Below are 26752 nucleotides of genomic sequence, written 5' to 3' on the forward strand. Positions count from 1 at the left end.
AAATGTCATATAAAAAAGGTGTTCTCCAGCCATTTGCTTCAGGCCAGAGAACACCTCTTACTCAACGTTATATACCTCACCACTTTTGCTCTAACGCTTTGCCCTCGGGTCCAATACATCCCGCAGGCCGTCTCCCATCAGGTTAAATCCCAATACGGTCAGCATGATAGATATCCCCGGAAAGATAACTGTCCACGGCGCGTTCTGGATATATTGCCGCGAATCGGACAACATTTTACCCCACTCTGGCTCAGGAGGTTGTGCACCCAAGCCCAGAAATCCAAGCGCTGCCGCTTCAATGATGGCCGTTCCGATCCCCAACGTTCCCTGTACGATGATTGGTGTCAGGCTGTTAGGCAAAATATAGCGGAGGATGATTCGTGTATTATTGGCTCCAAGCGCTCTAGCAGAAGTGATATACTCCTCCGTTTTGACACTCAGCACCTTAGAGCGAACTAACCGTCCATACGTTGGCACATTGACAATGGCAATGGCGTACAACGCATTTTCCAATGAAGGCCCTAAAATGGCCACAATAGCAATGGCCAGCAAAATCCCCGGAAATGCCAGTAAAATGTCGAATAGCCGCGAAATGGCCATATCTGCCCATTTTCCGTAAAATCCTGCGATTAAACCTAAGGCTGTTCCTACAATCATTGAACCAATAACAGACAAGAAACCGACCCACAACGAGATTCTGGCTCCATACAGCGTGCGAGTCAGTAAATCTCGACCGAGATCATCCGTACCGAACCAATGCTCCGCAGAAGGAGGCTGCAAACGGCTCACCAAATTTTGCTCTTTATAGTCAAAAGGAGCAATCCACGGCGCGATCAAAGCAATGATGACAAAGAAGATAATAATGCTCAGGCCGACGAACGCCATTTTATTGTGACGGAAAGCCCTCCATGCGTCTCTCCAAGGGCCAGTCACGACAGGCAAATGCGCCAATGTGCTGCGTGTCGTCGGTATGTTGTTGGGTTCCATTGAAAATTGTGACATCGGACAAGCTCCCCCTTGAACAATTGACGACTTGATTACTGATAACGGATACGCCGGTCGAGCACCGCGTACAGCAAATCGACAATCAGATTAATGATGACGAACAGGAACGCTATGATCAGAATTCCGCTTTGGATAACCGGATAGTCACGCGAGCTGATCGCTTCAAAAATGTACCGTCCGATGCCGGGCCAGGCAAAAATGGTTTCTGTTAGTACCGCGCCTCCCAGTAGTGATCCAGTCTGAAGACCGATGACAGTAAGTACGGGGATCGCAGCATTTTTAAGCGCATGTTTGTACACGACTTGAAAAGATGCCAGCCCCTTCGCCCGAGCCGTACGGATATAGTCCGCATCCATAACCTCCAGCATGCTGGAACGAGTAATGCGCGCAATGACCGCCATTGGAATCGTTCCAAGTGCGATACTGGGCAGGATCAAATGCTTGATGACGGTCCATACCTGATCCATACGCCCACCTATGAACGCATCAATCACGGCTAAATGTGTCACAGCTTCCACCGGATCACGGGAATTCATGCGTCCGATAGAAGGAAGCCAATGCAGTTTATTTGCAAAGATCCACTGCTCCATCAAGCCCAGCCAAAAAATCGGCATCGATACTCCGACCAGTGCAATGACCATGCTCACATAGTCAAACCAGGAATTTCGCTTCCAGGCACTCACGATGCCGGCATTCATTCCGACTACAACGGCAAAAAACATGCTTGCTACTGTCAACTCCAGTGTAGCCGCCAGATAAGGGACCATTTCCCGGGCAATCGGCTGCTTGGTGCGAATGGAATCGCCCAAGTCCCCTTGTGCCAGCTCACCTAAATAGGTCCCATATTGCTGTAACCACGGCTTATTCAGTCCCAATTGCTCACGTAGCGCCTGCTTGGACTGTTCCGTAGCCTTATCTCCCAGTATGGTTTCAGCCGGATCTCCCGGAATAGCATGAATAATGGAAAAAACGATGAGCGTCATGCCCAGTAATACAGGAATCAATATGGCCAGTCTTTTTACAATATATGAGTTCATATCCTATTCACCGCCTGCTTGCGTTTGGGCTATTCAAAATAAATATTTCCGTACGCTTCAATACCTGCCGGAGAAGGTACAAAACCCTTGAGATTCGCTTTACCTGCCATCAGCGGTGTGCTGTGAACCAATGGAATCCACGGCGCATCCTGTTTAATAATCACTTGTGCTTCTTTATACATTTCCGCACGCTTGTCCTGATCGACCTCAACCTGCGCCTTCACCAATATTTTGTGGAGTTCCTCATTCACATAAAAACTACGGTTATTGCCTGGAATCGTATCCTTGTCCAGCAATGTATAAAGGAAATTATCCGGGTCACCATTATCCCCGTTCCATCCCAGCATATACAGATCATCCTTTTTCCCCGCCTTAAGATCATCCAGATACGTAGCCCATTCCGGGGATTGGATGTTTACTTTGACGCCTATTTTTTCAAAATCGGCTTGAATGGCCTCTGCCACCTTTTTGCCGTCAGGCATATAAGGACGAGATACGGGCATTGCATAGAAGGTTAAAGGCTCGGGAAGCCCGTTAGGAAAGCCCGCTTCCGCCAGCAAAGATTTAGCCTTATCCAGATCATAGGCGTAATCCTGAATACTATCGTTGTACCCCCATAACGTAGGTGGCATCGGATTGACCGCAGGCTTAGCCTGCCCTGCAAACAATGCATCAATAATAGCCTGCTTGTTCACTGCATGATTCAGTGCCTGCCGCACCTTGGGATTATTGAATGTTTTTTTCTTTAAATTAAAGCCAATGTAGGCCACATTAAAGGAGGGACGTTCAATTTTCACCAATTCGCTATTGCCGTCTAACTGCTTTGCATCATCCGGGTTCAAATCCTCCATCAGGTCAATTTCCCCGTTTTGCAGAGCATTAAATCGTGCGGTATTGTCGGGTATGGAACGAACAATGATCTTAGCCAGCTTCGGCTGCCCCTCTTTCCAATAGTTTGGATTCTTCTCCAGCGTGATGGTATCGTTCCGTTTCCATTCCTTAAATACAAAAGGCCCCGTGCCGACCGGATTACTTTTGAAATCAGCCTTTTTCTCCTGAATAGCCTTGGGACTTGAAATACTAAAGGATGGCATAGCGATATTTTGTAAAAACGGCGCCTGCGGCTTGTTTAGTATAAACTGGACGCTGCTCGCATCTACCGCTTTAACCTCCTTAATCACCCTACTTCCTTCAGGACCGAACATAGAATCATAATAGTCAAACGAGTCACCTTCAAATTTGTATGGACTTTTCGGATCAGCCCAGCGGTCAAAGTTAAACACAACCGCTTCTGCGTTAAAGTCACTTCCGTCATGGAATTTCACACCCTGACGCAGCTTGAACGTATAGACCAGTCCATCCGGTGATACTTCCCAGCTCTCTGCAAGCCCCGGTTGGATCTCCGTTGTATTTTCCTTATATTCCAGCAGTGTGTCGAACACTTGCATTCCGATTTTTAGCGACTCGCTTTCAGTCACAATGGCAGGATCTAGCGCCACGGAATCTCCGCCGCGTCCATAAATGAGTGTGTCCTGCACGCCCTCTCCTGCTCCGCTTGGTGTTTTCCCTGCCTCTGGCTTTGCTCCTTCACCTGATCCCCCACAACCGGAAAGCGCCAAAACAGCTCCTAGCGCAAGCACCAGCAGAACGGTCCAGATTTTGTGTTTTGCATACTTTTTGCTCATGCAGCAAACCCCTTTCACACCTTATATATTGTTAATTCGTTGATACCGGATGAATGCCAATTCCTTTAGATTGACATGACAAGCTTGTCCTCAAGCTGTGGTCCCAAATTCCGAGTTCATCAAATAGGTGTAGTAGGACAGAAGTGTTCATAATCTAGTGGTGTAAGAGATGCTGTAGGGTAATGAATAGATGTGATGTAATAAATAGAAAGAGGAGTATGTCAGGTCGTGGTGAAAGTGTGATATATACTCACAAACAGTGAATACTATGCTCAAACAAAGTTGATTATTGGATACTTTACTATAAAATCTGGAAGCAGACAAGGGGGTTTTTCATACATTACCATATGTTTTTATACATCATGTCAATTAATATTACAAACCAATTTACACAATCATATCAAATAAATACTCCTGCTTGGAGTCTTCAACCTCCAAGCAGGAGCATGATCTTACCTCAAAAATGTATTCAACACCAAACCTACATCCTTTATATCCTAATTCCCAGGTATGTTCTGAAATAAACAAACATACAGGGGCCTTTACAGCTCGATCCGGCTGGTAGACATGCTGCATTTTCACCCAATGATTCACACTTTTAAAGCGTTGGAGTTCAGCTTATGTAGAAATCATGAAGAACATTACTTTACAATAAGTGCAGGCGGTTGCCTTTGAACCGCCTGTCAATTTACGTTTCAGGTGTATGGCTTGGTTCACATGAAAATAATCCCTTCCGGGCATAAGATTTGCAAAAGGTCATTTATTTTTTTAAAACACATCCAGACGGTTCAGTACGACCAGTAAGCGATAAAAATCGTAACTGCTTGGCAGTTTCGCATCCACAATCGGGCTTGCCGGATTAAATGCAACAGCGGCAGCCATCGCTTCCTTCGCCCAGGTCGGTACAGGCATAGCCTGACGCCCCTCCAATTCAGCTACCCGCTGATCCACCTTTTTAATATAAGCGCTTTGTTCATTCAACGTCTGCTTGAGCACATCTTTGCTGTTTTCAAGAGCGGCGATCTGCTGCTGCAGGGCCTTAAATGCCGCTTTTTCCTCTGCTGTCATTGGCTCATCCCCCTCTTCTCCTGCAAATGCTTGGCGTAGCTCGGCCTCTGTTCCGGCGTATACATTCAGGTCAACCGGCCCTTGAATTCCATCAACCCGTCCACTATCGCTGTATTGCCAAAAGTCCCAGTTCTTCCATGCTGTGGTGTCGCCGGGCACCCGTGTACTATAACGTGCAATCCACAGCTTATAACTACCCAATGGCGCTTTGAAATGGGCAGCAAAAGCATTCCCTGTATATACTATCGGCTTACGGCCGCTTACCCGTTCAAATTCTGTTAAAAATGCCAACGCAACCTCATGAATCGCGGCCGAGCTAAGCCCTCCCGGATTATTTTCATAATCCATCACCGCTGGCAAGTCCAGCGCTTTCGCACCACCCACCTGATCCAGCACCTCGGCGAAATGCCTGGCTTCCGCTTTTGCTGCGTTTACACTGGTGGCATCTACAAAATGGTAAGCTCCGAGTAAGAGCCCGGCTGCCTTGATCCCTTTTGCATTCGTGATAAATGTCGGATCAACGTAACGCTGTCCTTGACTCGCTTTAATAAAGGCAAACGATTTACCATCGGCTCGTACACGCTTCCAATCTATCGTTCCCTGGTATCGGGATACGTCAATGCCTTCGGCAGCGTTAGGGCTGCGATTCTGCATAAGGCGTTCCCTCCTTATCATTCATAATGTTGTAGATCACTCTGTCTCTGTTATCCATATGCTTGGACCATCCATACGGTCTGGGCTTTTCCACTTTTACACCGAAAAAAGGGCAAAAAGGTAGTCTGCCTATTTTGTAGTGGCCACTGGTCGCACTTTATGAAGCTTTATTTTCTTTTTCGGAAGGGTCGGTTGGCTTTATTTTTTCTCCACTCGACTTAGACTCAAAAATAGCTACTGCATTCCGCAAAATATCCGGCATCGGCACTCCCATTCTGCCCACATTTTCAATAATGGACAACAGCTCGTTCGCTAAATAAAAGAAAACGACGGCATCCCGGAAGTAATGTGCATCCCCGAGAATACCGTCGATTAGATGAGCTACCGTAATGAGCAAAAACACGGTAACCTTGCGAAAAATACCGTAATACCCCTGGCGACTTTTTAGCTCCCCATTAATCCAGGCCGCTGCCCATCCGGTGAAAAAGTCGATCACGACCATCCACCACAGCAACGTCAACATTGTGGTCCACCCCCCAAAAAAATAACCGATCAAGGTCCCCGTGGAAAACCCCAGCCAAATCTGATCGATCTTTTCATGCATGTTTGTTCCCCCTTTTGAACCAAGCTTTAAAGTGAATGCCCTTGGTTGTCCAAGGGCAAATAAACATTTTTTTGTTTTATTCTCTATACTGTTTTTTTACGAAAAATAGAGTTATACCATTTACCCGTTTCTTCCTGTTTATTCAGAGCATTGGTTGATGATGAATTATCTACGTTGTCCGCTACTAAATCAGAACACTTGGATAAAATAATCTTCATTACTTGTTCACGTTGTTCTTCATCTAAAGCGTAGCTTCCCATGATCGTTGCTATATCGCCCTCTCCTCGCTCATAGCGGGTGATGCAAGCATGAGCACAAATACGCAATTGAGCCTCTGATAAAGCGGTCATAGTTATAACTTCACCTCGTTTATTTTTGTGTATTTCCAAGCATAAGCTGGGTCAGCGTCACTTCGAGATCTGCAATACGCTGCTTCAATTGATCTGTCTCACTTGGCTGTTGCTCTGCCTTTTGTGTAAGTTCCTTAATCGCTTCGGCACTCAATCCTTCATTCCAGAATGCCGTTGGGTCTCTTCGTTCTGGAGCCGTGAATGTCTGTGCAAAATATACAGGTTCATCCCCGCGTTCGTTTTCAGGCTTGTTTTGCCATTCATCATGCAGCTTCTGAAACGTTGCCTGAGCCTCCTTGCTAAGTTGCTCGTATGCGTTTTGTGCTTCTATCACCTTTTGATTATATTCCGCTTCATAGGTCAGCCAACCTTGGATGTCAAAACGAGGATGGTATAGACCAGGTGGTACTGGGATCCCTACTGTATAACCAGCAGGGACGCTTTCTAAACTTTTTTCATTTATGGTACTAGAGCTACTGTCAGTAAGCCGATGGGTGTCTAGCTGCTGACTTGTATCAGATAGCGTGGGTGAAGATGCTGTATAAAAAGGGACGACACCCGAAAGGGCATCGTCCACCAACTCGTCCTCCAGATAGAGGCCGTTTGTATTTACTTTAGGTACTACTTTCATGTGTCAACTCCTACCTTTCTGCGATGAACTGAATGCCATCTAATCTCACCCATATGACAGGCACTGAATTTCCTATTTGCACCTGTCCGCCAGACAACACTACTCCCCTTACCATAATGTCGGATGTCCCTGTATTCCCTGCGAGTGCTACGGCTACAGTTTGTTTAGGCCTATATCCAACAGGTAGCATAAAAGCTACAACATCCCCAGTGGAAGATGGCTTAACTGAACCTTGAATTGTTACAAGACCATCCGATGATTTACGATACTCTACAGGTGAAGTTGGGTACTCCAAAGTTACACCATTAAGCAAAGTAGGCGTAAGAACTGCGGGATTGTCTTTGTCAGCCTTCTTGTTCTCCAGCACTGACACCCGCGCCGTGTTTTTCTGAACGCTGTCCATCAAGTCTGCCAGCAGCGTCTTTTCGTTCGCTGCATACGTACCCAAGAACGGAGCAACAGGCGAGGTTTCAAAAATCAGATACGTGGCACTATACAATGCTGTTTGGTCGAACCTATTGGATGGTGCATATGCCTGATAAAGCCCATATATGCTTTTAGCATCCTCGGCATGTCCAATTATTCCCCAACTATCGTTCTTCCCGTTTCTATAAACGGCGACAATCTTACTTGTCCTTTCACGAAGTTTACCAAGTCCGTCCAAATTTCCATTAACCCAGTATTGAACACTGGATTGTGAGGGTTTAACGCTCTCCCTAACTATCAACCCCGTACCTACTTCAACCTGATTATCTCCCTCGTTAAACGTAAGTTGGCCCTCTGATACAATAGGCTCTACCGTAGGCGTTGCGAGTTGATATACAAGTTGGTAAGACGTATACCCTGTATATGACGTTGTGGGTACTGATTGTGTGAAATTAGCTGCACCGACACGTTGTACCCAATACTTAGTACCTGTACCTGACCATGTAGCCGTAGTCATGGCTTGAGCATTTGCAGGAGTAATGGTGTTGGCGTCATACGCCTTATACCCGAAAAAGTAGGCTTTGATGTCGTCTAACGTCGGCGTGTAGCTGTCAGCCCATCCACTGTCTGCAACAGAGATTGATAAGCCCACAATGCCGGATTCAGGGCTAAGGTGAGATTGATCCGGCCCGCTTAACGGGAAAACATGCTGAACCAACTTACCATCAAACTTTGTTATCCTCTCACTATCAACCACTCCATTAGTAACAGGAATCCTCACGACTTTGTAGCCCGTTCCTGACTCGAAGTAAATCCACGCTAAATTACCATCAAGCGTCAGCCCTTGCCACTTCTTGGACTTGAAGTATTGCCCGTCACGCTCGAATACAGTATCCGCATTAGCCCCCGTAACTGGATCGGCGTATAGGTCTGTTTGCAGCGCCAGCATGGAATCCTCGCGTGGTTTGAATGGTTTGGCTGTGCTGCCGATGTTGAGCATAGGTTTTTTAAAATTGCGTACAGTTCCGGCAGACCATATCCATTGGTTTGTATCAAATTCATCAGTATAGGAGGTGACCCCTGATATATTTATACCCATGCGTACCGCTGAGGGGCTTAACTTAATAGTTTTGGACTCTCCAGGCTTTACAAACATCCCCTGTAGTCGAACCGCATTTTTATCGAATGTTGATATCCGCATAAAGCCATTGCTATCCGCTGGATTTGTCAAGGTGTATTCTAAGTTCGGAACAGCATCGAGGTAGTAAACCATGTAGGCATCCGTTCCTATATCTCCTGAAACAAGTGTCCCACTCGTAGTGTATGCATCAGAAATAAATACTGTATGCCCTGTTTTTGTCCATTCATAAAAGTTCGGCAATAGATTTTCCCCGTACCGAATCGCATAAGGATTACGTACAGGCATTACACTATCAACATATGGATACTTAGCTGCGGCCTGTGCTGGCGTAAGGCTTGCGGCGTCTGCATAGTCTGCCTCACTGATCTCATAAACGCGTACACTGTCCATATTAAATATATTATCAGCCGCACCCGTGCCTGTGATGGTAACAATGTGAAAATATTCCTTCGCCGTGAACCGTACAACAGACGGCGCAAAAACAGAGCCAGAAGATACCTCGTTACCCACAACACTGGCAATACCATTTATTGATATAGCCACCTTGCTGGTATTACCCCTTTTCACGTCTGCTATTGCGATATATTTTCGACCAGGAGTGGTCAAAAAACTTGCAGACGCGGTTGCCGGTACACTACCCAGAGTAATTTTAAACGAGCTACTACCATTGGTCTTGTTATTATTATCAATTGCAATAGCTACGTTTGAGGACCATTCGCTTACTGTCTCGCAACTACCCATGCGTCCCAACAAATTCACCAACGTACGCCCGCTCAGCCCCGTCAATGAAAATGGCGCAGCCTTTTCCGCATGAACAATTTGCCCCCCGGGTTCGAGAGTCACTGCCTTACGCTCCGTCGTATCCAGACGCTTCTTGATCTCATTTACACCATCATTCACATCACCTGCGAAATCGTCTACAGCGCGCCAGTTTTGGTCCAAATACTTCTCCAGATCAAAATACGTGGTTTTGGGCGATGTGCGGTCAATTTGATTTAAGCCAAGATTTGGTGTTTTTTCGCTTGCCATGTTATGCGCCACCTCCTAAATATCTATCCTGTGTTGTATGTTCATTTTCATAGAGGGTCATAGACTCAACTTCAGCAATGGTCAGGTAGCGTAATTTGTACTCCACCGCCATATGAGCGGGCTTGATCTCCTCAATGGCTGCTTTAAGATCCTCCACGTTGGGCGGAATCCCGATGGTATCCATAAATTTGACCGTAAATCCCCATTCGGCGGGATGAAAAGTGACATCTACCGTGCCTCCGTCATACGCCTCCGCTACATTTTTGACAAGCCGGCCGGAAAAGGTTCCTGCCCCTCGCAGCTTCGATTCCACCACAGCACGCCGTTGGTCCAATGGCTTCGCCAGGTCGGTTTCGATCCCCAGCTCCATTTCCCAGCGTTCCAACCCCCATGTGGCGGTACGTACGAAAAACTGTCCCACCGTTGCATCCATTGCAAGATACAAAGCGTCCAATTCGCTTCCTTTAGCATCCATATCAGAACGCATCACACGTGAGGTTTCATAATAGACAGGCAAATAGGAAAGCAGCTCGCGTCCCCGCTCGCTGCTCATTTGGCTCAATGTATCTCCCGCTATAGTTACTCGATTAACAAAAGTATCACTACGGTTTGCACGTTTTCCCTGGTCTGGGTTATTCAATAAATCTTCAAAGCTGTTCGTTCCATTGTTACTCACTGACGCTCACCGTCCCCAGCACTGCCACCTGACCTGAGCCAATCTCAATATTCTGATTGCTCTGTCCATTGATTTTCAGTTCAGAGAAATCAATAATAATTGGAATGTCGAGCAAAACAGCAGAAATCCGGGTATACCGTACCAACGGGTCTTCCTTGTAAAAAGCAAGCTGCTTCAAATACGTCCGCACACCGCTTTCGATCAGCTTTTTGATTTCATCCAATGTGGACGGCTTCTCTTTGGTACGCTGTACCTTGACTGAGATGTTAATCTCCACTTCTGCCGCTGGCATGATCGTCACCACAGGACCCGCTGGTGCCAGCCCTTCTCCTTGCCCATCCTGCGTCGGATCAATATACTTTTGCACCGCAGCCACGATATCCGGGCTGGCTGCTCGTTTGTCCGTATCCAGTACATATAACCCTACGGTTCCTGGCCCTTTCCAGAGCGGAACAACTTCTACGCCACCCACTCCAGCAATTTCATTCGCCCACTGGGTATACTGCGCCTTGTTGCCGCTTGTGCCTTGGTTCCGCACCTTGGCATAAAAACGCTCCAGCAACAGCTGGTCGCTCTCAACGTCTGTACCACTTTTTGTTTCCTCCGTATTGATCACAGAGGCAACCCCGCTAACCGGAGTTGCCATCACTTGGATGACACCCGCAGGCACATTGCCGCTACGCCCGGGATTGACCGCCCGAATAGCTGCTTCCCCGGCACCTTGTTCATCCAGCGTGACCGATGCCGTGGTCGCATATTCAATGGAAGCTTCCCCGGATACATCATCTGCCGGGGTCGCCACCAACGTTCCCGCCGGGACAGTCGTTCCCGCTGTGCCCGTGAACGTGACCATACCTGAAGCGGCAACCGCTTCTCGCCGTGTCACCCCATGCTCTGCTGTCCGCAAATCCAGCTCCGGCGAGCGAAAATCCGGATTATCGCTGGCTGCCGTGCTGGCAAAGCCACGTCGCAGCAGCTCCTGCGCCCAAATTGCCGCTTCGGATAGCATAAACGCTACCGGCGCCTGCGCATCCCAAATAAAAGAGCCCTCGGACTTATCCATGTCCGAAGGCACTTTTTCCAACATCCGATTTAAAATTCCCTCTTCCGTCTGGTCTACCAAATATTCCGGCAAGTCTGCCATTAGATCACCACACTTTCCACAATTTCCGTTTCATCTCGCACGTTCGTAATCTGACAGCTAAAATGGCACGCCTCACCTTCCCAGCGAAACGTGAATTGATCCACACTAGCCGTACGTGCATCTGCTAGTAACGCCTCCGTGACCATGCGTTTAATTTCACTTTCCTGCACACCGTGCCCATAGCTGCTACCAATCAGCTCCTCCAGCTCGCTCCCATAGTCAGGTGAATAGATCACATGCCGGTAGCGAGGAGTGCGAATCGCTTTTTCACACCACTGTACCCAGGCTTCTTTCTCGCCTGTAGTCACGATTTTACGGCTAGGGCTCATAACAAACTCACCAGCTTCAAAATCAAACCGCCAGCTTCGACCAAATACTGCACGGTTATCCTCCAGTACATCCGGGTCGGTCATATCCATGTCTGTCCAGATCATATCATCTGTTTCGGGAAATAAATTAGCCACGTCCACTCACCACCTTGCACACGACCACCACATCATTGCCGCTATTCACCCGAACCGCAAGTACACGATCTCCGGGCTTGAGTCCTTCGTTCAAGCTAAGATTCACATCCTCCAGCTCGTCCTCCCCAATATAAAAGGAAGTTTTCAGCTCCTTGCCTTCCCAATTTTCCGATTCCACTGCGGTTGAGGTGCCTTTATACATATGACGTGGTACAGACAGCAGCCCCGGCAGCTCGGCGACCAGATAATCCTGAAGCTCATGTTTAAAATCGTCCAGCTTGAGTCCCGTCGAGGTGATCGTGCCTAGTACCGCGCCTACCCCACTCAGTGCTTGCTTGGTATGCTTATGAAATGAAGATTGCAGCGCAGTAGCCAAATGCCCGTAGGGGTCCTTATTCAAGGTAAAACCTCCTTTTTACATCGTCATACGTTCCGAGCTCCAGCGACATACTGCCAGGGTTGCCTAATTCCCTGCTCACTGAAATGACCAACAACTTTATGGAGCCTAACATTACCGCGTCTCCTGCTCGGATCGTGTTCATGTCCGGTGCATTTACCGATATCGTTTGTTGTATGCCTCTCAGCTTACTTTTGGCCAACTCACGTGCTGCTGCACCAGACTTGACCTCGTCATCCTGAACGATGACCTGAAGTGTCCCATATTTGGCAATGTCCTTCTCCTCAAGCGCCATCACCTTGGACGGTACCTCATTGCCTGATTCACTAGCCGCCGTAGCCAACACCTTCACCCTCGTGGCCGCACCTTCCAGCGTACGGGACTGTGTCGTATCAGTCACTCTCTCCAAAACATACACATCTTTGTTCGTTCCCAGCTCGTACAGCTCCAACCCGGAAGAAATCATCCGTGGATGATACAGCTTTCCCCCCGCCTTTGCCGTTTCGCGCAGATCTCCCAGCATCATAGAATAGATAGACTGTGTGCGGTATACGGCGCGTCCCAGCGATTTTTTTGTATCTGGCAATGAAGCGATTTTCAGCTTCCAGTCCCTAGCATACTTCTGAAAACGCTGAGTAGCCGTCTGCTTAGCAGGGAGTAAATATTCATCCTCGGACTTGTCCAAATACACCGTACGGTCATATAACGTCAGCGTCATACGTTTGAGCCCGTTGTTAGAGGTTTCTACTTCCCAGATCACTGCAGGGGACAGCAAGGGGACATAATCCTTTTTGCCATAAGGAATCCCACTAACCCGGATCGACATCCCTGGAGAAATGGGCGGCATATCCGACGTAACGACCAGATTGACCGTTCCCTGATAGGCGATTTGCTCCAGCGAATCCCTCAAATTAATGTTCTCCACAAGCGGCGACAAATCATATTTATCTTGTAAAATGACTTTATAGCTCATGACAGCACCAGCTTTTGCCCCGGTTTAATCGCATTCGGATTTTGTCCAATGACCTTTTTATTAAGCTGATAAATACGACTCCATTGCGAACTGTCCCCCAACTCCAGCTTGGCAATTTTGGACAAGGAATCCCCAGACTTAACCGTATATGTTTTTTTCTTTTCTTTCATATCTGTGCGGGGCTTTTTGTTGACCGCAGCCGCCTTACTTCCCGTGACGCCAGCTTTTTTGGCAACTTTCATATCACTCCAGGTCCGCAGTGACAGATCAAAATTCACATCACCATACTCGCCGCCGCGAAAGATCGAATTATGAGATGCCACAATTACTGGCACATTCACGGCTGTCTCCGTAATAATAAAACGTAGCGGGTTCTTGGATAACAAAAAGCCATTCAACGTGTTCATGGCCTCCTGCGGATCAGGGATATCTTCATATGTGCAATACGCTGGATTGTATTCTTTCGGAAAAAAAGAAGAGAAGGAGATTTCCTTCACCTTCTCCCCTTGTGGGAAGTCAAACTCCCCATAGGATAAAATTGTCGTTGTATCAAATCCCTTTTGCCGTGAGATCGTCACTTCCTCAGGGTTTACTGGAAACTGAAACTTTTTCCCCTTACCATCCGTCAAACTAAATTCCATCTCTTTCCTCCTTCCCCATTGCTACCATCTACTCCATTACATAGCTCCAGCGCCTGCTGGCTTGGTATTCTGCGTTGCACGCAAAATTTCAGCTTTGAGACGGTAGCCAATTTGCGTAATAAGCCCGTCCACATCCAGCTTGTTCTCATGTACAGTGACCTGTACAGCCCCCGCAGGAAGATTGAATTGGTTGGTGGTTTCCGTTTTAAAATCCTTCAAAAAGCCAGACAGTGTTCCCATTTGTTCAGGACTGATCTGAACTACTTGAGGTGTCGGATTACCATTACCTTTGCCTTTAGCTTTGGCTCCATTATTCGCATGAACCGCAGTATTCAGTAGTGGGTTTGGATTGACTCCCTGGTTAGCTATAGCCATCGGTCCATAAGGATTAGGAACACCTTTTGCACCTAGCTGCTGAGGTCCATACATCACTTGAGCGCCGGGTGGTAACCCTGGAAAAGGTGGCATAGGTGTTAACGGTTTGGTAGCCACGGCTACAGCTGGTTGAGGTGGTACGGTAGGCTTAGGAACTTCAGGTGGCTTAGCCGGGGCTTTCTTAGGCTCATCCTTTTTACCAAAAGAGAAGAAATCAGAAAAGCCTTTACCGAAGTCTCCAGCCTTATCCGAAAGCCAACCTGTGACCTGGGAAGCTTTTTCTCCAAGAAATTTACCAGCGGACTTCGCTTTGTCCATCATGGCTGGACCATAATCTGAGACTAATCCCCCAATTTTCCCACCAACAAAGTCTCCCGCCATACCCCCAAGTGTAGAACCAACCACAGTACCAATACCCGGAAGCAAAAATGAACCTATAGCTCCGCCTAATGCAGAACCAGCAGTCCCACCAACTGTGGAGCCGATAGCTTCTGCACGTTCTTTACCAGAGGTAGCCTTGGCGATGTTCACAATATCCATTCCATAGCTTAAAGGTCCCAACAGTTTTTTTGCTCCACCTTTTAAAAAGTTCTTAAATAGGCCTGATCCAGCTTCCTCAGCTGCACCAGCAGTGCTTGGGTTTATAATGCTAGAAGCGGCGCTAGAAACTGCATCTATAGCAGTACTGCCACCGCTTTTAATATTCCCAATTATTCCACCGCCGCCTTTAAAAAAATCCATTCCGCCTTCCAGCATATCTCCAGTACCGCCGAAACTTTCAAGAACTTCACCAGCAGCCTTACCTAGACTACCTTTATTATTCCATATTTTTTTTGCTCCATTTACTAATTTTTGCCTTTTTGTAGTCCCCCCGACTGGTCCAGCTTCAGTCCACACTTTTTTTAAATCTTTGGCTTTAGTTTTTAATTCAGAAAATCCCTTCATGCCTTCGCCAAACTTTTTGACACCCCCGAGGGTGTCTTTAAGATTTTCTAAAAAACCCTTGGGCTCTTCTTCTTTCGTCTCACCACCGAGTTTCAGAGAGCCTAACTTAGTACTTAAATCCGCAATAGCGGCCGTATTGGCCTCTACAGCAGTAGTATTTGCTTTCAAAACCGTACTCAGGTTGTTATCAGACTTAACCGGACCTACTTTAGCAGTGCCGCTATTCACCTTCACATTTACATTCCCCGAGGCGTTAATAATCTGGGATTTGACCCGATTAATCTTGTTCAACAGATTATCCAAGCCTTTAGAAGCCATATCGTTCAGCACAATTTCCGGGGCCATGCGGGTGCGGCCGATTTTCAACACACGTCCTTGAATCCGCTCAAAATAACGTTCCATTGCACGTAATTCTCTGTTCGCCTTAATGACGTTTTTAGGATCGATCACAAGGTTCATGCGGTAATTTAATGCTTCTGCCATCTATCATGTTCACCTCCTTGTTTATGCTTTTGAAGCTGCTATGCTATCCATTTCCTGTTCGGCAAACGCCAGCAGCAGCATACGCTCGCCGCGGGGAAGCTCCCAAAAATCTCCGGGGCGTAGGTGGTGCCGAACCCACAAGTGGTACAGCATCGTCGTCATTCCCCCGGAGCTGATTAGTTTTTTAGGTCGGCAATCTCAACGCCAAAACCGGACAGTTCCAGCACCTTATCCCCTACTGCATCCAGTTCACCCGCCAGCAGCATACGGCGGACAGACTGTTCGCCACCGGACAGCTTCAAACGGCTTGTAATCCGGGGATCGCCCCAACCGTTAAGGGACAAGCCTTTCACTTCCAGCTTGCCGGTAGCTTCCGAAATCAACAAGGCGTTGAACGTTTCAGTATCTACCTTCTCATCCACTGCACCCTTCACGGTTCGGCGAATCGTGCAGCGCTCACGAATGCTGTCCACCTTGCTGGAGGTCAGGCCGTGCAGCACAATTTTCATATCAAGGCGCTTGATACGAACCGTTTCCTCCGGTAGTTTTTCAGCGGCCTCAAACAGACTGTCCAAAATTTGTTCTTCTGTCATATTCTCATTCAAGCTCATAAGTCATTCTCCCTTATTGTTTATTTGTATTTGGGGAACGGAACGCCTCACAGCATCCCATCCCCCGTTTTCCAATTTAGTTTGCTACAATCGGATCTAGCAGCTCATAGCCTTCAAAGGTGAAGGTCGTTTCTTCCTGTACTTCTTCACCTGCTGTCCAGTTGGCCAGTTGGATTTTGTCAGGAGTGCAACGAATGAGACGAATACTTTCATGTCCGAAGGCTTCTGGATCATCCAATTTAGTAATAATCTCAAAACGGTTAAAACCGCGACGAATCATATCGGACGTAACCTTGTAGCCACTCATCGTTCCCGTTCCCTTTTTGATACCGCGCTTGTGCACCTTCCACTCGTTGCCCACGAGATTCAGCTCGCGTTTTTCCATCTCCACGCTGGCTTCCAGCTTATTGATATTCGTCTGCCACACCCCGTCCACATGCGCCTGACCATACGTACCTAAAATGACTCTTGAAGCATCCAACATTTCTTTTTCCTCCTCAAAATAATCCATAATATAGTTCGGGATTTCATAAAATCCTCGTTGTTAACAAGCTACTTTATTTCTGCCGATTGCCTGCGAAATACTTATACACGTAAAATCCTTATTTATTGCACGTAAAATGTGCCGAACAGCTGCTCCATCACGTCGGTGAGCTTCACGTTCCATTGCAGGAACACTTGATCCGGCTCCGGTTTGATGACTGGTGCATCGCCGTAGTAAGCCGGGTCGAGAATGACATCGTAGCCGTCTGCTTCGATGACGTTGCTCAGCGACAGCTGTGCCAGGTATTCTTTGATTGCACCGATAAGCGCCAGACGACCTTCCACCGTGTTGTTGATTTTGCCAATGTATGTCTCTTCGGCTGCACGCTGCAAGTCAGCGTTAATAGCGTCCATAACGCGGATGGAACGGATTTTCTTCCATGCGTTGTTTTGTCCGGCAGACGGGTTTACCAAGCTGTTGATGCCACGCAGCGCTTTGACCTGACGGCCGTCGAAGAACAGCAGGAAGACACCATTACGGACAGCCTGCTCCTGCTCGGAACGTGTCCAGCGGCGGGTTACATCCTCAAATGGCGTAACCGCATATGTTGCCGATTGATTCAGACGTTGGCCTGCGATCAGTCCGGCTACAAAAGCAGCCGTTTGGGCAGAACTGTAGTCCGTACCTGCCAGACGTACGCCTGTACCGACGTTCACGATGCCTTCATGGTTCAGTGCCAGGGAACGTGCAGAGGTCACGCTGACGGCTGTTTTGGACACATCATCTGCCGCAGAACCGCCGAATACAGCAATTACGCCTTTACCTTCGTTGCGAACACGCTTGATCCAGGCTGCAAAGCTTTGCAGCAATGCCAGATCGGCTGCATAATCCAAGGCCAAGACATTAAATTCCTGTCCTTCAAGTGCCTCCTGCATCGCGATGTAATCCGCATTAACCAGCTTGCTATTGCCGCTGTTGCCGCCAGTGAGGTGTACGCCGCTGACATCCACCGGAATGCCACCGTCGCCGACAACCTCAGCCTTCACCCATACGTTTTCGCTGTTCTCGTTCATGGCCTTGGCAATGGAGGCTGCCGTACCGTCACTGCCTTTGTACGTACCGAGCAGCTTGGTTCCTTCATAAAGGCGCACCTCACGTGCTTGCTCATCACCCAAAGTTGGCTGTACAGTTACAGCAAAACCATTACCGCGGCTACCTGTATACAAAGCCTTCAGGCGCAGCACATCCGCCGGTGTCTCACCGCCGCTTTTCAGCGTCACAGATGCTTCAGCAGCTGTATCATCTGCCAAACGGTAGGCTAACAGCTTTTTCGGACCGCCCAGCAAAGCCAGATACAGAGTCGAATACGCGGTCGCACCGTCCAGACTGTCACCCGAAAAGATTTGGCTGATTGCCGTTTCACTGCCGATCTCTACAAACTCCCGTACAGGGCCCCAATTCGCCTTAACGGGCACAACGACCGTACCACGCGACCCACCTTGAATCGCTGAAGCTGCTGCTGCCTGAAAATTCATATACAAACCCGGCAATACCGGTTTATTCGTGTTTTCCCATGTTCCGCCTGCCATAATTAGTCCACCTTCGCTTTCATAAATTGTTCGATTTTAGTGTGTGCTTCTGCTACCGTAAACAGCTTGTCCTGTGTGCCAAAAAAGGCGCCTGCCAGCACTTCTTCTTTCACGGAAAACAATTGTTCTGCGTGCTCCTTTAGCTCCTCCAGCGTATAGCGAGGGCCACTTGCTTCCTGCCCGGAATGTACCGGGGCCTTCTCATGGTTTTCCAAGGTCACTCGGACCACCTCATTTCAAAATAGGATGAATTTCCACTCTGCGAATCAACGCCGCTTCCTCAGCTGGGCGCATACGCCGCTGTACCAGCATCAGCCGAAGCTGACCATCTAAAATGGCATCTGCCTGCAAATCGGCTGAAGCTTCAGCTGTAGACATATAACGGCCCTTGTCCTGATCCAGAGGAAGTTGGATTTGAGCGGCAAAGCCCTCGATCAGTGCGGAAGCTGCACGGTTTTCCTCGGTGGTGTCCGGGGCGGTAATATGCCCGATGAACCGTTTGCGCAGCTCATACATGGAGGCTCCCGCCATCCTAGTTTCGCAGCCGCTCATCCGCCATAGTACCGCTTGCCGCCCCGGCTGTGCGGGCCATGCGTCGGCGTATACCGACCACGTTTCGCCCAGTTGCTTCTGCGTCCAGCGGACCAGCTCGGCCAGCCACTCTTCCGGCTGTGCAGCACCGCTTGCTGTAGTGGCCGAACCACTTTCCGTTTCAGGCACATACACGCCAAAACGCAGCGTTCTATAGGCCTTCCCCGTAACAGTGTCCAGCTTTTCTGCATCCCGCACGCCCAAATAGTGCGCGGTAAAAGCCGATGTGTCCTCACCTGCACCTGTCACTGGTTCCCGGTGCAGTCCGGCAATCAGGGCATTTGCCCATACATCAGCCTGCGCCAGTCCGGCTTGTCCTGCGTACAGCTTGATGCGAACAACCTGCCGATAGCCGGCCCAGGAAGACTTCCAGATTTCCTCGCCCAGCGCCATAACAGCATACGGCTCCTCTGCCGTCTGCGACGGTGGCTGAACATCGTATACACGCCCTTGCAGCGCTGGAATAATTTCAATGAGCTTTTGCTTAAAGGCTTGTCTCATCCTGCGGCATGCCACCTTTGCGTACCCTGCGTTCGCATGTTGTGGCTATTCAGCCAGGCTTTTTTCCACTTCCGTGTTCTCAGCCGGCGTAGCCTCGTACTCATGCATTGCAGCATCCCTTGCTTAGGCAACACGACTCCTCCTTTCTATTCAACGAATTCATCGGGAACCGACAGAGACAATCACCGCATGAAAAAACCGGCCCTAATGGCCGGCTAACGTTTGACTGTGTGTGTCTTCGGTATGTCCTCTTGTCTTGATTCCCGATGATATAATCTTACACCCTAATAACAAATGCGTTGCCGGGGAAATGGACGATAAAAGCAGAGACTAGGGATGAAGTTGGGAGGTTTTTTGAGAACATGTGTTCCTGTCATGAAAAAAGGCCTTGATCCCTGTTATTACAGGAAATCAAAGCCTTTTAGGAAACGATTTTGAAATAGAAATGAGAACAAGTGGATAATTATTACATTACCCCAATTTTCGATCCGCGCCCTTCTGCAAGCCTACCAGATTCAAAACGCCTTGGTCCGCCAGCGCAAGCGCCATTTTGTAAAAAGCACGCGTACGAAGCTTCGTATACGTATCCTTGCTGACTGGTGGGTCTAACACATAATTGTAAACCTTGTAATCAAACACATCGTCATCCTTTAAATAACGTTCACGGATGAGCAGCTGTTCGCGTTCATTCAAGCGACTCACTACCGCATCCACCATTTCGCAGTAGGCCAAGCGGGCGGCAGGAGCATCTACATTATATACGGCTGTCCGAGCCGTTGGATCGCTTGTCACATTCGTTGGTCCGTTCGGGCGATCCGTATAGCCAGCAGTAATAAAGCTCTCCCGATCCATAAAAGTAATCGTTTTATAAATCCGGTATTTCTCAAACACACCCTCCAATGCATTCTGCGTTTTGCGACGGTCCAATTCGGGTAAGTTATTTCTCATGTAAAGCAACACTCCTTATCTTATGCCTTTTGACAATGATGTATTTTTAAATGAGGATTTTGCACTTCGAAGCGACTGGGATCGAATTTTGCAAAATCCTGAAATAGAAAAACGCTCGTGTTTACAATTTGTTCCCCTTTTGTTCGTATCTCGAGTATAACATAACATTATTTAGGATAGGTATCCATCGTCAAAAAAAGCAGTATACCTCCAAAAACAGGATATTCGCTTCATTTTCCTATGCCTTTTGGCATATTACGTGCTTTTACTATTTACCTAATGGTATAATAAAACTAATATCTATGATTCTCTTGCAGAAAGGAGCCCCCATTGTGGAACAGCCAGCATTCGGAACTTACTTAAAGCAGCAGCGTGAGTACAAACAATGGAGCATCAACCAGTTGGCAGATGCTGCAGGTATTAGCAATTCACAAATTTCCCGCATTGAAAATGGACTGCGCGGAATCCCCAAACCCTCCACTCTCCGCAAAATAGCGGACGCGCTTAGCGTATCCTATACCGAAATGATGAAGGCCGCCGGATATTGGGGAGACGATGATTCAATGGAGCAAAGTCCACATGAACTTTATCCTTCTACTGTGCCGGAATGGGCAACCTATAAAGACCGCCGGGATTTTAAAAAAATGCTGGAGGAAGACGACGAATTAATGTTCGATGGCATTCCGCTGGATGAAAAAGATCGTCAACGGATCAAGGACGTGCTGACAGGTCTGTTCTGGGAAGCCAAGCAGATGAACAAACATAAAAAGCCCAAAGAGCCCCAAGCGGGCAAAGATCAGGGATAGCAGGTGAGCGTATGAACGAACTCATTCACAAACTTGTCCGAAAATACCGTACCAACTGCCCCTTCGATATTGCGAAAGCCCTGGGTATCCATATCCGATACTGCGATCTAGGCCCCACAACCAAAGGGCTGTATTACCACAAGCTGCGTAGAAGATTTATCGTTATCCACAATGGCCTCACACCCGAATGGGAACGGTTCGTCTGTGCGCATGAATTGGGACATGACCGACTGCATAAAGGCATTAGCCGCTTTTTTATGGAGGAGCATTCCTACTTTTCCCCAGGAAAATTTGAACAGCAGGCCAATCGGTTTGCCGTGCTTTTGCTGAGTGAAGGAACACCGCCACTAGCTGACGAAACGTTGGATCACTATTTACCCCGGATCGGGCTGCCCAAAGAGACTGCCCTTTTTTTTAACCATAAATTAGAACATTAGTTCTCATTCTATGAGCTGCTGTTGATTACTTCCTCTACAATATAGGTAACTAGACGATGGATTTAACAACCGATATATCAAAAAATTTTAATGCTTTGATATAAAATAGAAGTTATTTTTACAATCATCTGATAAAATGTGGTCGTAAGCGGTTTCTCTAATTCATTCATTTTATAGGAGGTTGAAGGAACAACATGAACTCATGGAAAAAACTCTCGTCAATTCTGACGACTGTCGCGCTTTTACTTGGGTGTCTCGGTACAGCAGCAGCAGACCCAGCAACCAACGTGGGAACAGTGGGAACGGCAACGACTCCAGTCAGCGGTAAACACATCACCATCCTACATACGAACGATACCCATGCCCACGTGGTCGCGAACGACAAGGAAATGGGATTCGCCAAGCTGGCGGGTATCATTGATCAGTACCGGGCTTCCAATCCCAATACACTGCTGCTAGATGACGGGGATACCGTTCATGGAACGACCTTCGCTACTTTGGTTAACGGTGAAAGTATTGTGAAAGTGATTAACAAGCTGCGCTATGATGCTATGGTTCCGGGTAACCACGAGTTTAATTATGGTTGGAAGCATCTTGTTGAGCTAAGTAAGGAGATTCAGTTCCCTGTGCTTAGCGCCAATATTAAACAAACCGACGGAACACGCTTGTTCGAACCCTATGTTATTAAAGAAGTGGATGGCGTTAAAATCGGTATTATCGGTCTGACTACGCCAGAAACGGCATATAAGACGAATCCCAAAAATGTTGAGGGTATTCAATTCACCGATCCTGCGGCTGAGGCCAAAGCGGCTGTTGATGAAATCCGCAGCAAAGTAGATGTCGTTGTTGTTCTTGGTCACTTGGGGCAAGATGCGTCTAGTAAGGACACCAGCCTCAAGGTTGTTAAGGAAGTGCCTGGCATTGATATTTTCATCGATGGACACAGCCATACCGTACTGGAAAAAGGCTTGGTTGGTGACAATGGTACATTGATCGCTAGCGCAGGTGAATACACCAAGTATCTGGGTGTTGTGGACTTATGGGTCGACGGCGGTAAGGTTACGCAAAAGCAAGCCAAGCTGATTGATTCGACTCAAGCAGTCGATGTTCAGCCCAACGCTGAGATTGCTGCATTGATCACCTCCATTCAAAAGGACCAGGAACCTATTCTTAAAGAGGTTGTAACGCAAACGAGTGTGGATTTGGAAGGAGCACGCGAAAAGGTACGTGCAAGTGAAACCAATCTCGGTGACTTGCTCACCGATGCTATGCGTGACGTTTCGGGAGCAGACGTGGCTTTAACGAATGGTGGCGGCATCCGGGCTTCCATCAAGACGGGGACGGTAACCAAGGGAGACATCATCACTGTACTGCCCTTCGGCAACCAGATCGTTACCCTGAAAGTGAAGGGCTCTGACATTCAGGCCGCACTGGAAAATGGTACAGCCTCCTATCCAGAGCCAAGCGGAGGTTTCCCACAGGTATCAGGTATCACGTTCAAAATAGACACATCAGCAGCCAAAGGCAGCCGTGTTCATTCCATCCTGATCGGCGGAAAAACACTTGATCCTGAGGCAACATACACACTGGCCACCAATGATTTTACTGCCGTAGGTGGTGACCAATATACGATGTTCGCTAAATATCCACAAGCAGGTATGTTCGGCTCGCTTGATGAGGCGTTAATCCGCTATATGCAAAAGGTCGGCTCCGCTAGCCTGCAAGTACAAGCGGACGGTCGCATTCAAGAAGCCAAGGCTGACGGTAAAACTTCTGTCCCTGCCACACAAGCTGGGCCGTCTGCCTCAACCTCAACACCTGCACCTGTGCAGGAAAAGCCGCAACCCGTTCCTACACCGGCTGCGAAACCAGCACCCGCAAAACCGGCGCCGGCAAAGTCTCAAACAGCCAAGCCACAGCAGACATCAAATTCTGCACAAGTTACAAATAACCATGTATATGTTGTGAAATCCGGGGATACGCTGTATGACATTTCCCGCAAACATGGTACCACCTGGCAACAGCTTCAGCAGTTGAATAAGTTGAAGAATCCTCACCGCATTTATCCGGGACAAAAGTTAGACCTCCCGGCCTAATTCAATAGCTAGCAAAAGCAGCGTCCGGAATCCTAGTGGTTTCGGATGCTGCTGTATGTCAGGCGTTTTTAGATATGCGATAGTCCAAGCTCATTTGGACATCGCATATTTTTTTTAAAAGCAAACCTTTTAACCGCTGACAAGTTGTGAACCGAGAGGTATGATGGAGAAGAGTCATTCGGGCAGAGAACATTCGTCCCGATACCCATCGGGATCAGTTATATGTGTGAAAGGAGTCCAGAAATGCAATACATTATTTACGATCTTGAATTTACCGTTAGTCGTAACGCCAGATATTCCTCCGAAATCATTGATATTGGTGCCGTCAAAGTTGTTCAGGGAGACGATGGCCTATACGTTGCGGATACGTTTCACAGTTTTGTAAGACCCTCGAATCGGCCTGTACTCTCTACAGATACCGTTCAGTTCACAGGTATTACTCAACGAGATATTGATGCCGCTCCACTATTTCCTGAAGCTGTGAAGGAATTCATAGCCTGGCTCGGTACGGATTCCCCTTATTATTTATGCGCATGGGGCCCGGATGACCGTCAGAAGCTGGTATCCCATTGTCGTACCCATCATGTAGATCTCGGATGGATTCATAATACAAATGATATACAGAAGCAGATTTCCCGTCTGTTTGGTTCCAATGGAAAGTACCGTCAGTTGAGCTTGTCTCAGGCGCTGGAATTGTGCAACATTGACTTTGACGGTCAACAACACCGGGCACTGGATGATGCCGTGAACACCGCTCAGGTTTTCATGTACCATTTTGATCGTATTACATTAGTTCATAATGCTGCTGACGATGAGGAAAGCCGTGGATCGAAGCTCGTCTACTCCTCACCAGAAGAAGAACAGGAGCAGTACAGTCCTTTTGGCAATCTCGCCAACCTGTTTAAGGACCGTTAAGCGGATAGCTCCCCGGCCCGTTCCGGGGGATCTCCCCCTGTTATTCTTGATTTCCTGCCTTTTTATCGAAATAGAATGTCCCCCAGGTCCGCAGCATTTCTTGCATTCGTTTGCGGTACCGTAAAGGCTCCAGGATCTCGGCCTCAGCTCCATAGGAAGTGAGCCAATCCAAAAATTCACGGTCATGATTGACCGTCACCTCAAACAACAAACTTCCATCCGGCAAATCCCTAAGAAAAGGCTTGATGAACAACTCCTCTTCTTTGACCCGATATACAGACTCGGCAGAAAAACGTACCACAAACCGGATATTCTGATTTCCTTTGGTCACCGACCAAGTCCCTTTAAAAAACATTTCCATTTCAGTTGTATTTTTTTGAAACGTATACGGCAAAATTCTCATGTTCCGAAATCGACTGATCCGAAAGGTTCTCATCGCGGATTGCTTGTGACAAAAACCAAGCATATAGAATCGCCGATCCTGCGGAACCAAACAATAAGGATCTACCTGAACGAGTGATACATCTTCATTTTGAGGTGAGCTGTATTCCGCTTCAATAGTCTGCTGCGTAAGACTCGCTAAAACAATCAGCCTGAGCAGATAGGGCTGGTTTTCCCGATCAAGTGTCGAGCCGAGCCGGACAATATTTTTCATTTCCTGCGCGAAGCTCGTCTGGTCCATCTTTTTTTTCTGACTAGAGGCCATCACTTTCTCATAAGCACTTTCAAAAGCTGGCGGTAAAAGAGGCTTTACCGTTTCCATAATCTCTCCCAGCTTAGTAAAAGCCTCTGCCTCTTCTTCCGTCCAATTCAAAGGATACAAAGCAAAATTGCTAATAAAAATGTACCCCTTGCCATGCCCCATATTCGTAATCGGTATATGCATAGCGCTTAGCGCCTCCATATCTCGGTATATGGTACGTTCTGATGTTTCACAACGTTCGGCAAGCTCTCTTGCCAATATCCCTGGATTTGCCTGAACAATAGTAATAATCCGCATTAAACGTATCAACCGATCAGTCAAGGAAGTCTCTCCTTTACAAAAAGATAGTAAATTAGACTCACTATATTACACAAATAAACTAGCATAATTGCCTATCTCAAAGTATCATTTTCAGTAAAACGAACATCTTCTAGCGATATCGCCTTATTAAAAAAGACTTTAGAACTATACGCTGTAAATGATACAAAAGTACCGCTCCATTTATTACGTATAGCCAGAAGCAACTCGGCTTCCTGCAGGTAGTCCATATCATCGCTTCTTGCTGCACGTATAAGTAATTCATCTGCTTGTCTGGTAAGGATGAACGCCCCTTGCTCATATTCCCCTTTCTCGTACATACGCAATGCCTTTTTTACAATAGGGGACGTCTCATTCAGCTTTATGTATTTTTCCACCTTCGGGTTGGATGGAATGCTCAGCAGACCAAGATGATGCGTAAAATGGATGTAGAGCTGGTCTGTCCGGATCAGCGTTCGCTTTTCCTGCGATGGCTTGCGCCAGCTCCACTCCATCATTCCAATCGTATGTCTTCCGGACGAGTGAGCCGGTATAGAAAACGTCAAAATAGCCTGTCTATATTTTCCCCGCCGTACATCACCACAGTGAACAAACATGCTATCTCCGTTTTCCGAGCGTTTAAAACCGAGCCTTACCCCTTCAGCTTTTAATAGACTTACCCCGTTTTCTGGAATGAACTGGAGTTGAAGGTCACATCCCGCTGCTTTCGGTATTAAATTTCCTTTTCTTTTACGTATAGCTCCATAGCCCCATTCTATCAGTAGATTTACTTGTTTGGACCCATTCGCAGATATGGACTCTTTGTCCCATGTGCACGTTACATTGAGCATTGACTTCACCACTGGTAAATTCCCCCTAAAAGAACATGTAACTCTAAATTAACAGTGTTATCTGACACTATATTGTCAGGGAACGTATGTTTGATTGTGAAAATTATACATGGGAATCTTTATGAAGGGGGACCTAGTTTGGTAAATAACATTTTAAACCATTTCAATTACATAAATGCGCAAAAATAGCCCGGC

General features: G+C 47.5%; 28 protein-coding genes. 4 read left to right on the forward strand and 24 right to left on the reverse strand.

All coding sequences use genetic code 11. The annotated features are described in order from the left end of the window. Positions 1–90: 90 nt before the first annotated feature. From nikC to NLX73_RS15190, 22 genes are all read right to left on the reverse strand, one after another. The gene (gene nikC, locus NLX73_RS15090) at positions 91–1002 is read right to left on the reverse strand and encodes a nickel transporter permease (RefSeq protein WP_103048940.1); all 912 of its coding nucleotides are present in this window, start codon (positions 1000–1002) and stop codon (positions 91–93) included. Between the two features lie 35 nt (positions 1003–1037). Next, on the reverse strand, positions 1038–2042 hold the full coding sequence (locus tag NLX73_RS15095) for an ABC transporter permease (RefSeq protein WP_069291317.1): 1005 nt from the start codon (positions 2040–2042) through the stop codon (positions 1038–1040). 29 nt (positions 2043–2071) lie between these two features. Continuing rightward, positions 2072–3727, reverse strand: coding sequence for an ABC transporter substrate-binding protein (locus tag NLX73_RS15100; protein ID WP_254326550.1), 1656 nt, complete (start codon positions 3725–3727; stop codon positions 2072–2074). A 768-nt stretch (positions 3728–4495) separates the two neighbouring features. After that, complete coding sequence (locus tag NLX73_RS15105) at positions 4496–5449, reverse strand: glycoside hydrolase family 25 protein (protein WP_254326551.1); 954 nt, start codon at positions 5447–5449, stop codon at positions 4496–4498. Between the two features lie 157 nt (positions 5450–5606). Beyond that, positions 5607–6053, reverse strand: a complete 447-nt coding sequence (locus NLX73_RS15110; protein WP_254326552.1) for a phage holin family protein — start codon at positions 6051–6053, stop codon at positions 5607–5609. An 83-nt stretch (positions 6054–6136) separates the two neighbouring features. Next, entirely contained in the window at positions 6137–6403 is a 267-nt protein-coding gene (locus NLX73_RS15115) for a hypothetical protein (RefSeq protein WP_254326553.1), read from the reverse strand. 19 nt (positions 6404–6422) lie between these two features. Beyond that, positions 6423–7034, reverse strand: a complete 612-nt coding sequence (locus tag NLX73_RS15120) for a hypothetical protein (RefSeq protein WP_254326554.1) — start codon at positions 7032–7034, stop codon at positions 6423–6425. Between the two features lie 10 nt (positions 7035–7044). Next, on the reverse strand, positions 7045–9630 hold the full coding sequence (locus NLX73_RS15125; RefSeq protein ID WP_254326555.1) for a hypothetical protein: 2586 nt from the start codon (positions 9628–9630) through the stop codon (positions 7045–7047). Position 9631: 1 nt separating this feature from the next. Next, positions 9632–10306, reverse strand: coding sequence for a YmfQ family protein (locus tag NLX73_RS15130; RefSeq protein WP_254326556.1), 675 nt, complete (start codon positions 10304–10306; stop codon positions 9632–9634). Then, entirely contained in the window at positions 10299–11450 is a 1152-nt protein-coding gene (locus NLX73_RS15135; RefSeq protein WP_071559062.1) for a baseplate J/gp47 family protein, read from the reverse strand. The genes NLX73_RS15130 and NLX73_RS15135 overlap by 8 nt, the downstream gene beginning before the upstream one ends. After that, on the reverse strand, positions 11450–11914 hold the full coding sequence (locus tag NLX73_RS15140; RefSeq protein ID WP_254326557.1) for a contractile injection system sheath initiator: 465 nt from the start codon (positions 11912–11914) through the stop codon (positions 11450–11452). The genes NLX73_RS15135 and NLX73_RS15140 overlap by 1 nt, the downstream gene beginning before the upstream one ends. Further along, positions 11907–12314 (reverse strand): hypothetical protein, encoded by a 408-nt coding sequence (locus tag NLX73_RS15145; protein WP_014280222.1) that lies wholly within the window; start codon positions 12312–12314, stop codon positions 11907–11909. Before NLX73_RS15145 ends, NLX73_RS15140 begins: the two co-directional genes overlap by 8 nt. Next, positions 12307–13284, reverse strand: coding sequence for an XkdQ/YqbQ family protein (locus tag NLX73_RS15150; RefSeq protein WP_076292306.1), 978 nt, complete (start codon positions 13282–13284; stop codon positions 12307–12309). The genes NLX73_RS15145 and NLX73_RS15150 overlap by 8 nt, the downstream gene beginning before the upstream one ends. Next, positions 13281–13925 (reverse strand): LysM peptidoglycan-binding domain-containing protein, encoded by a 645-nt coding sequence (locus tag NLX73_RS15155; protein WP_023987378.1) that lies wholly within the window; start codon positions 13923–13925, stop codon positions 13281–13283. The genes NLX73_RS15150 and NLX73_RS15155 overlap by 4 nt, the downstream gene beginning before the upstream one ends. Positions 13926–13961: 36 nt before the next feature. Further along, positions 13962–15728, reverse strand: coding sequence for a hypothetical protein (locus tag NLX73_RS15160; RefSeq protein WP_254326558.1), 1767 nt, complete (start codon positions 15726–15728; stop codon positions 13962–13964). A 21-nt stretch (positions 15729–15749) separates the two neighbouring features. Beyond that, positions 15750–15881 carry a hypothetical protein gene (locus NLX73_RS24980; RefSeq protein ID WP_302055420.1) on the reverse strand — a complete coding sequence of 44 codons (132 nt, stop codon included), beginning with the start codon at positions 15879–15881 and terminating at the stop codon, positions 15750–15752. A 23-nt stretch (positions 15882–15904) separates the two neighbouring features. Continuing rightward, on the reverse strand, positions 15905–16339 hold the full coding sequence (locus tag NLX73_RS15165) for a phage tail assembly chaperone (protein ID WP_007429164.1): 435 nt from the start codon (positions 16337–16339) through the stop codon (positions 15905–15907). Between the two features lie 76 nt (positions 16340–16415). After that, positions 16416–16823, reverse strand: a complete 408-nt coding sequence (locus NLX73_RS15170) for a phage tail tube protein (RefSeq protein ID WP_007429163.1) — start codon at positions 16821–16823, stop codon at positions 16416–16418. A gap of 122 nt (positions 16824–16945) precedes the next feature. Beyond that, positions 16946–18412 (reverse strand): phage tail sheath family protein, encoded by a 1467-nt coding sequence (locus NLX73_RS15175; protein WP_254326559.1) that lies wholly within the window; start codon positions 18410–18412, stop codon positions 16946–16948. Between the two features lie 2 nt (positions 18413–18414). Continuing rightward, positions 18415–18633 carry a YqzN/YkzM domain-containing protein gene (locus tag NLX73_RS15180; RefSeq protein WP_028543149.1) on the reverse strand — a complete coding sequence of 73 codons (219 nt, stop codon included), beginning with the start codon at positions 18631–18633 and terminating at the stop codon, positions 18415–18417. A gap of 10 nt (positions 18634–18643) precedes the next feature. Continuing rightward, the gene (locus NLX73_RS15185) at positions 18644–19504 is read right to left on the reverse strand and encodes a hypothetical protein (RefSeq protein ID WP_254326560.1); all 861 of its coding nucleotides are present in this window, start codon (positions 19502–19504) and stop codon (positions 18644–18646) included. Between the two features lie 471 nt (positions 19505–19975). Continuing rightward, on the reverse strand, positions 19976–20452 hold the full coding sequence (locus NLX73_RS15190; RefSeq protein WP_254326561.1) for an ArpU family phage packaging/lysis transcriptional regulator: 477 nt from the start codon (positions 20450–20452) through the stop codon (positions 19976–19978). A gap of 332 nt (positions 20453–20784) precedes the next feature. On the opposite strand from NLX73_RS15190, the gene NLX73_RS15195 reads away from it, so the two are divergent. The 4 genes from NLX73_RS15195 to NLX73_RS15210 all read left to right on the forward strand — a co-directional run bounded on the left by NLX73_RS15195 (position 20785) and on the right by NLX73_RS15210 (position 24706). After that, entirely contained in the window at positions 20785–21258 is a 474-nt protein-coding gene (locus NLX73_RS15195) for a helix-turn-helix domain-containing protein (RefSeq protein WP_254326562.1), read from the forward strand. Positions 21259–21269: 11 nt separating this feature from the next. Then, on the forward strand, positions 21270–21695 hold the full coding sequence (locus NLX73_RS15200) for an ImmA/IrrE family metallo-endopeptidase (RefSeq protein ID WP_254326563.1): 426 nt from the start codon (positions 21270–21272) through the stop codon (positions 21693–21695). A 194-nt stretch (positions 21696–21889) separates the two neighbouring features. Next, on the forward strand, positions 21890–23791 hold the full coding sequence (locus NLX73_RS15205) for a 5'-nucleotidase C-terminal domain-containing protein (RefSeq protein WP_254326564.1): 1902 nt from the start codon (positions 21890–21892) through the stop codon (positions 23789–23791). A gap of 243 nt (positions 23792–24034) precedes the next feature. Continuing rightward, positions 24035–24706 (forward strand): 3'-5' exonuclease, encoded by a 672-nt coding sequence (locus NLX73_RS15210; protein WP_061831175.1) that lies wholly within the window; start codon positions 24035–24037, stop codon positions 24704–24706. Positions 24707–24746: 40 nt separating this feature from the next. Here the strand turns inward: NLX73_RS15210 and NLX73_RS15215 are convergent, their stop codons facing one another. Continuing rightward, entirely contained in the window at positions 24747–25730 is a 984-nt protein-coding gene (locus NLX73_RS15215) for a helix-turn-helix transcriptional regulator (protein WP_061831176.1), read from the reverse strand. A 71-nt stretch (positions 25731–25801) separates the two neighbouring features. Further along, complete coding sequence (locus tag NLX73_RS15220; protein WP_254326565.1) at positions 25802–26569, reverse strand: hypothetical protein; 768 nt, start codon at positions 26567–26569, stop codon at positions 25802–25804. Positions 26570–26752 lie beyond the last annotated feature (183 nt).

Source organism: Paenibacillus sp. CH40 (assembly GCF_024213605.1).
Lineage (GTDB): Bacteria > Bacillota > Bacilli > Paenibacillales > Paenibacillaceae > Paenibacillus > Paenibacillus polymyxa_B.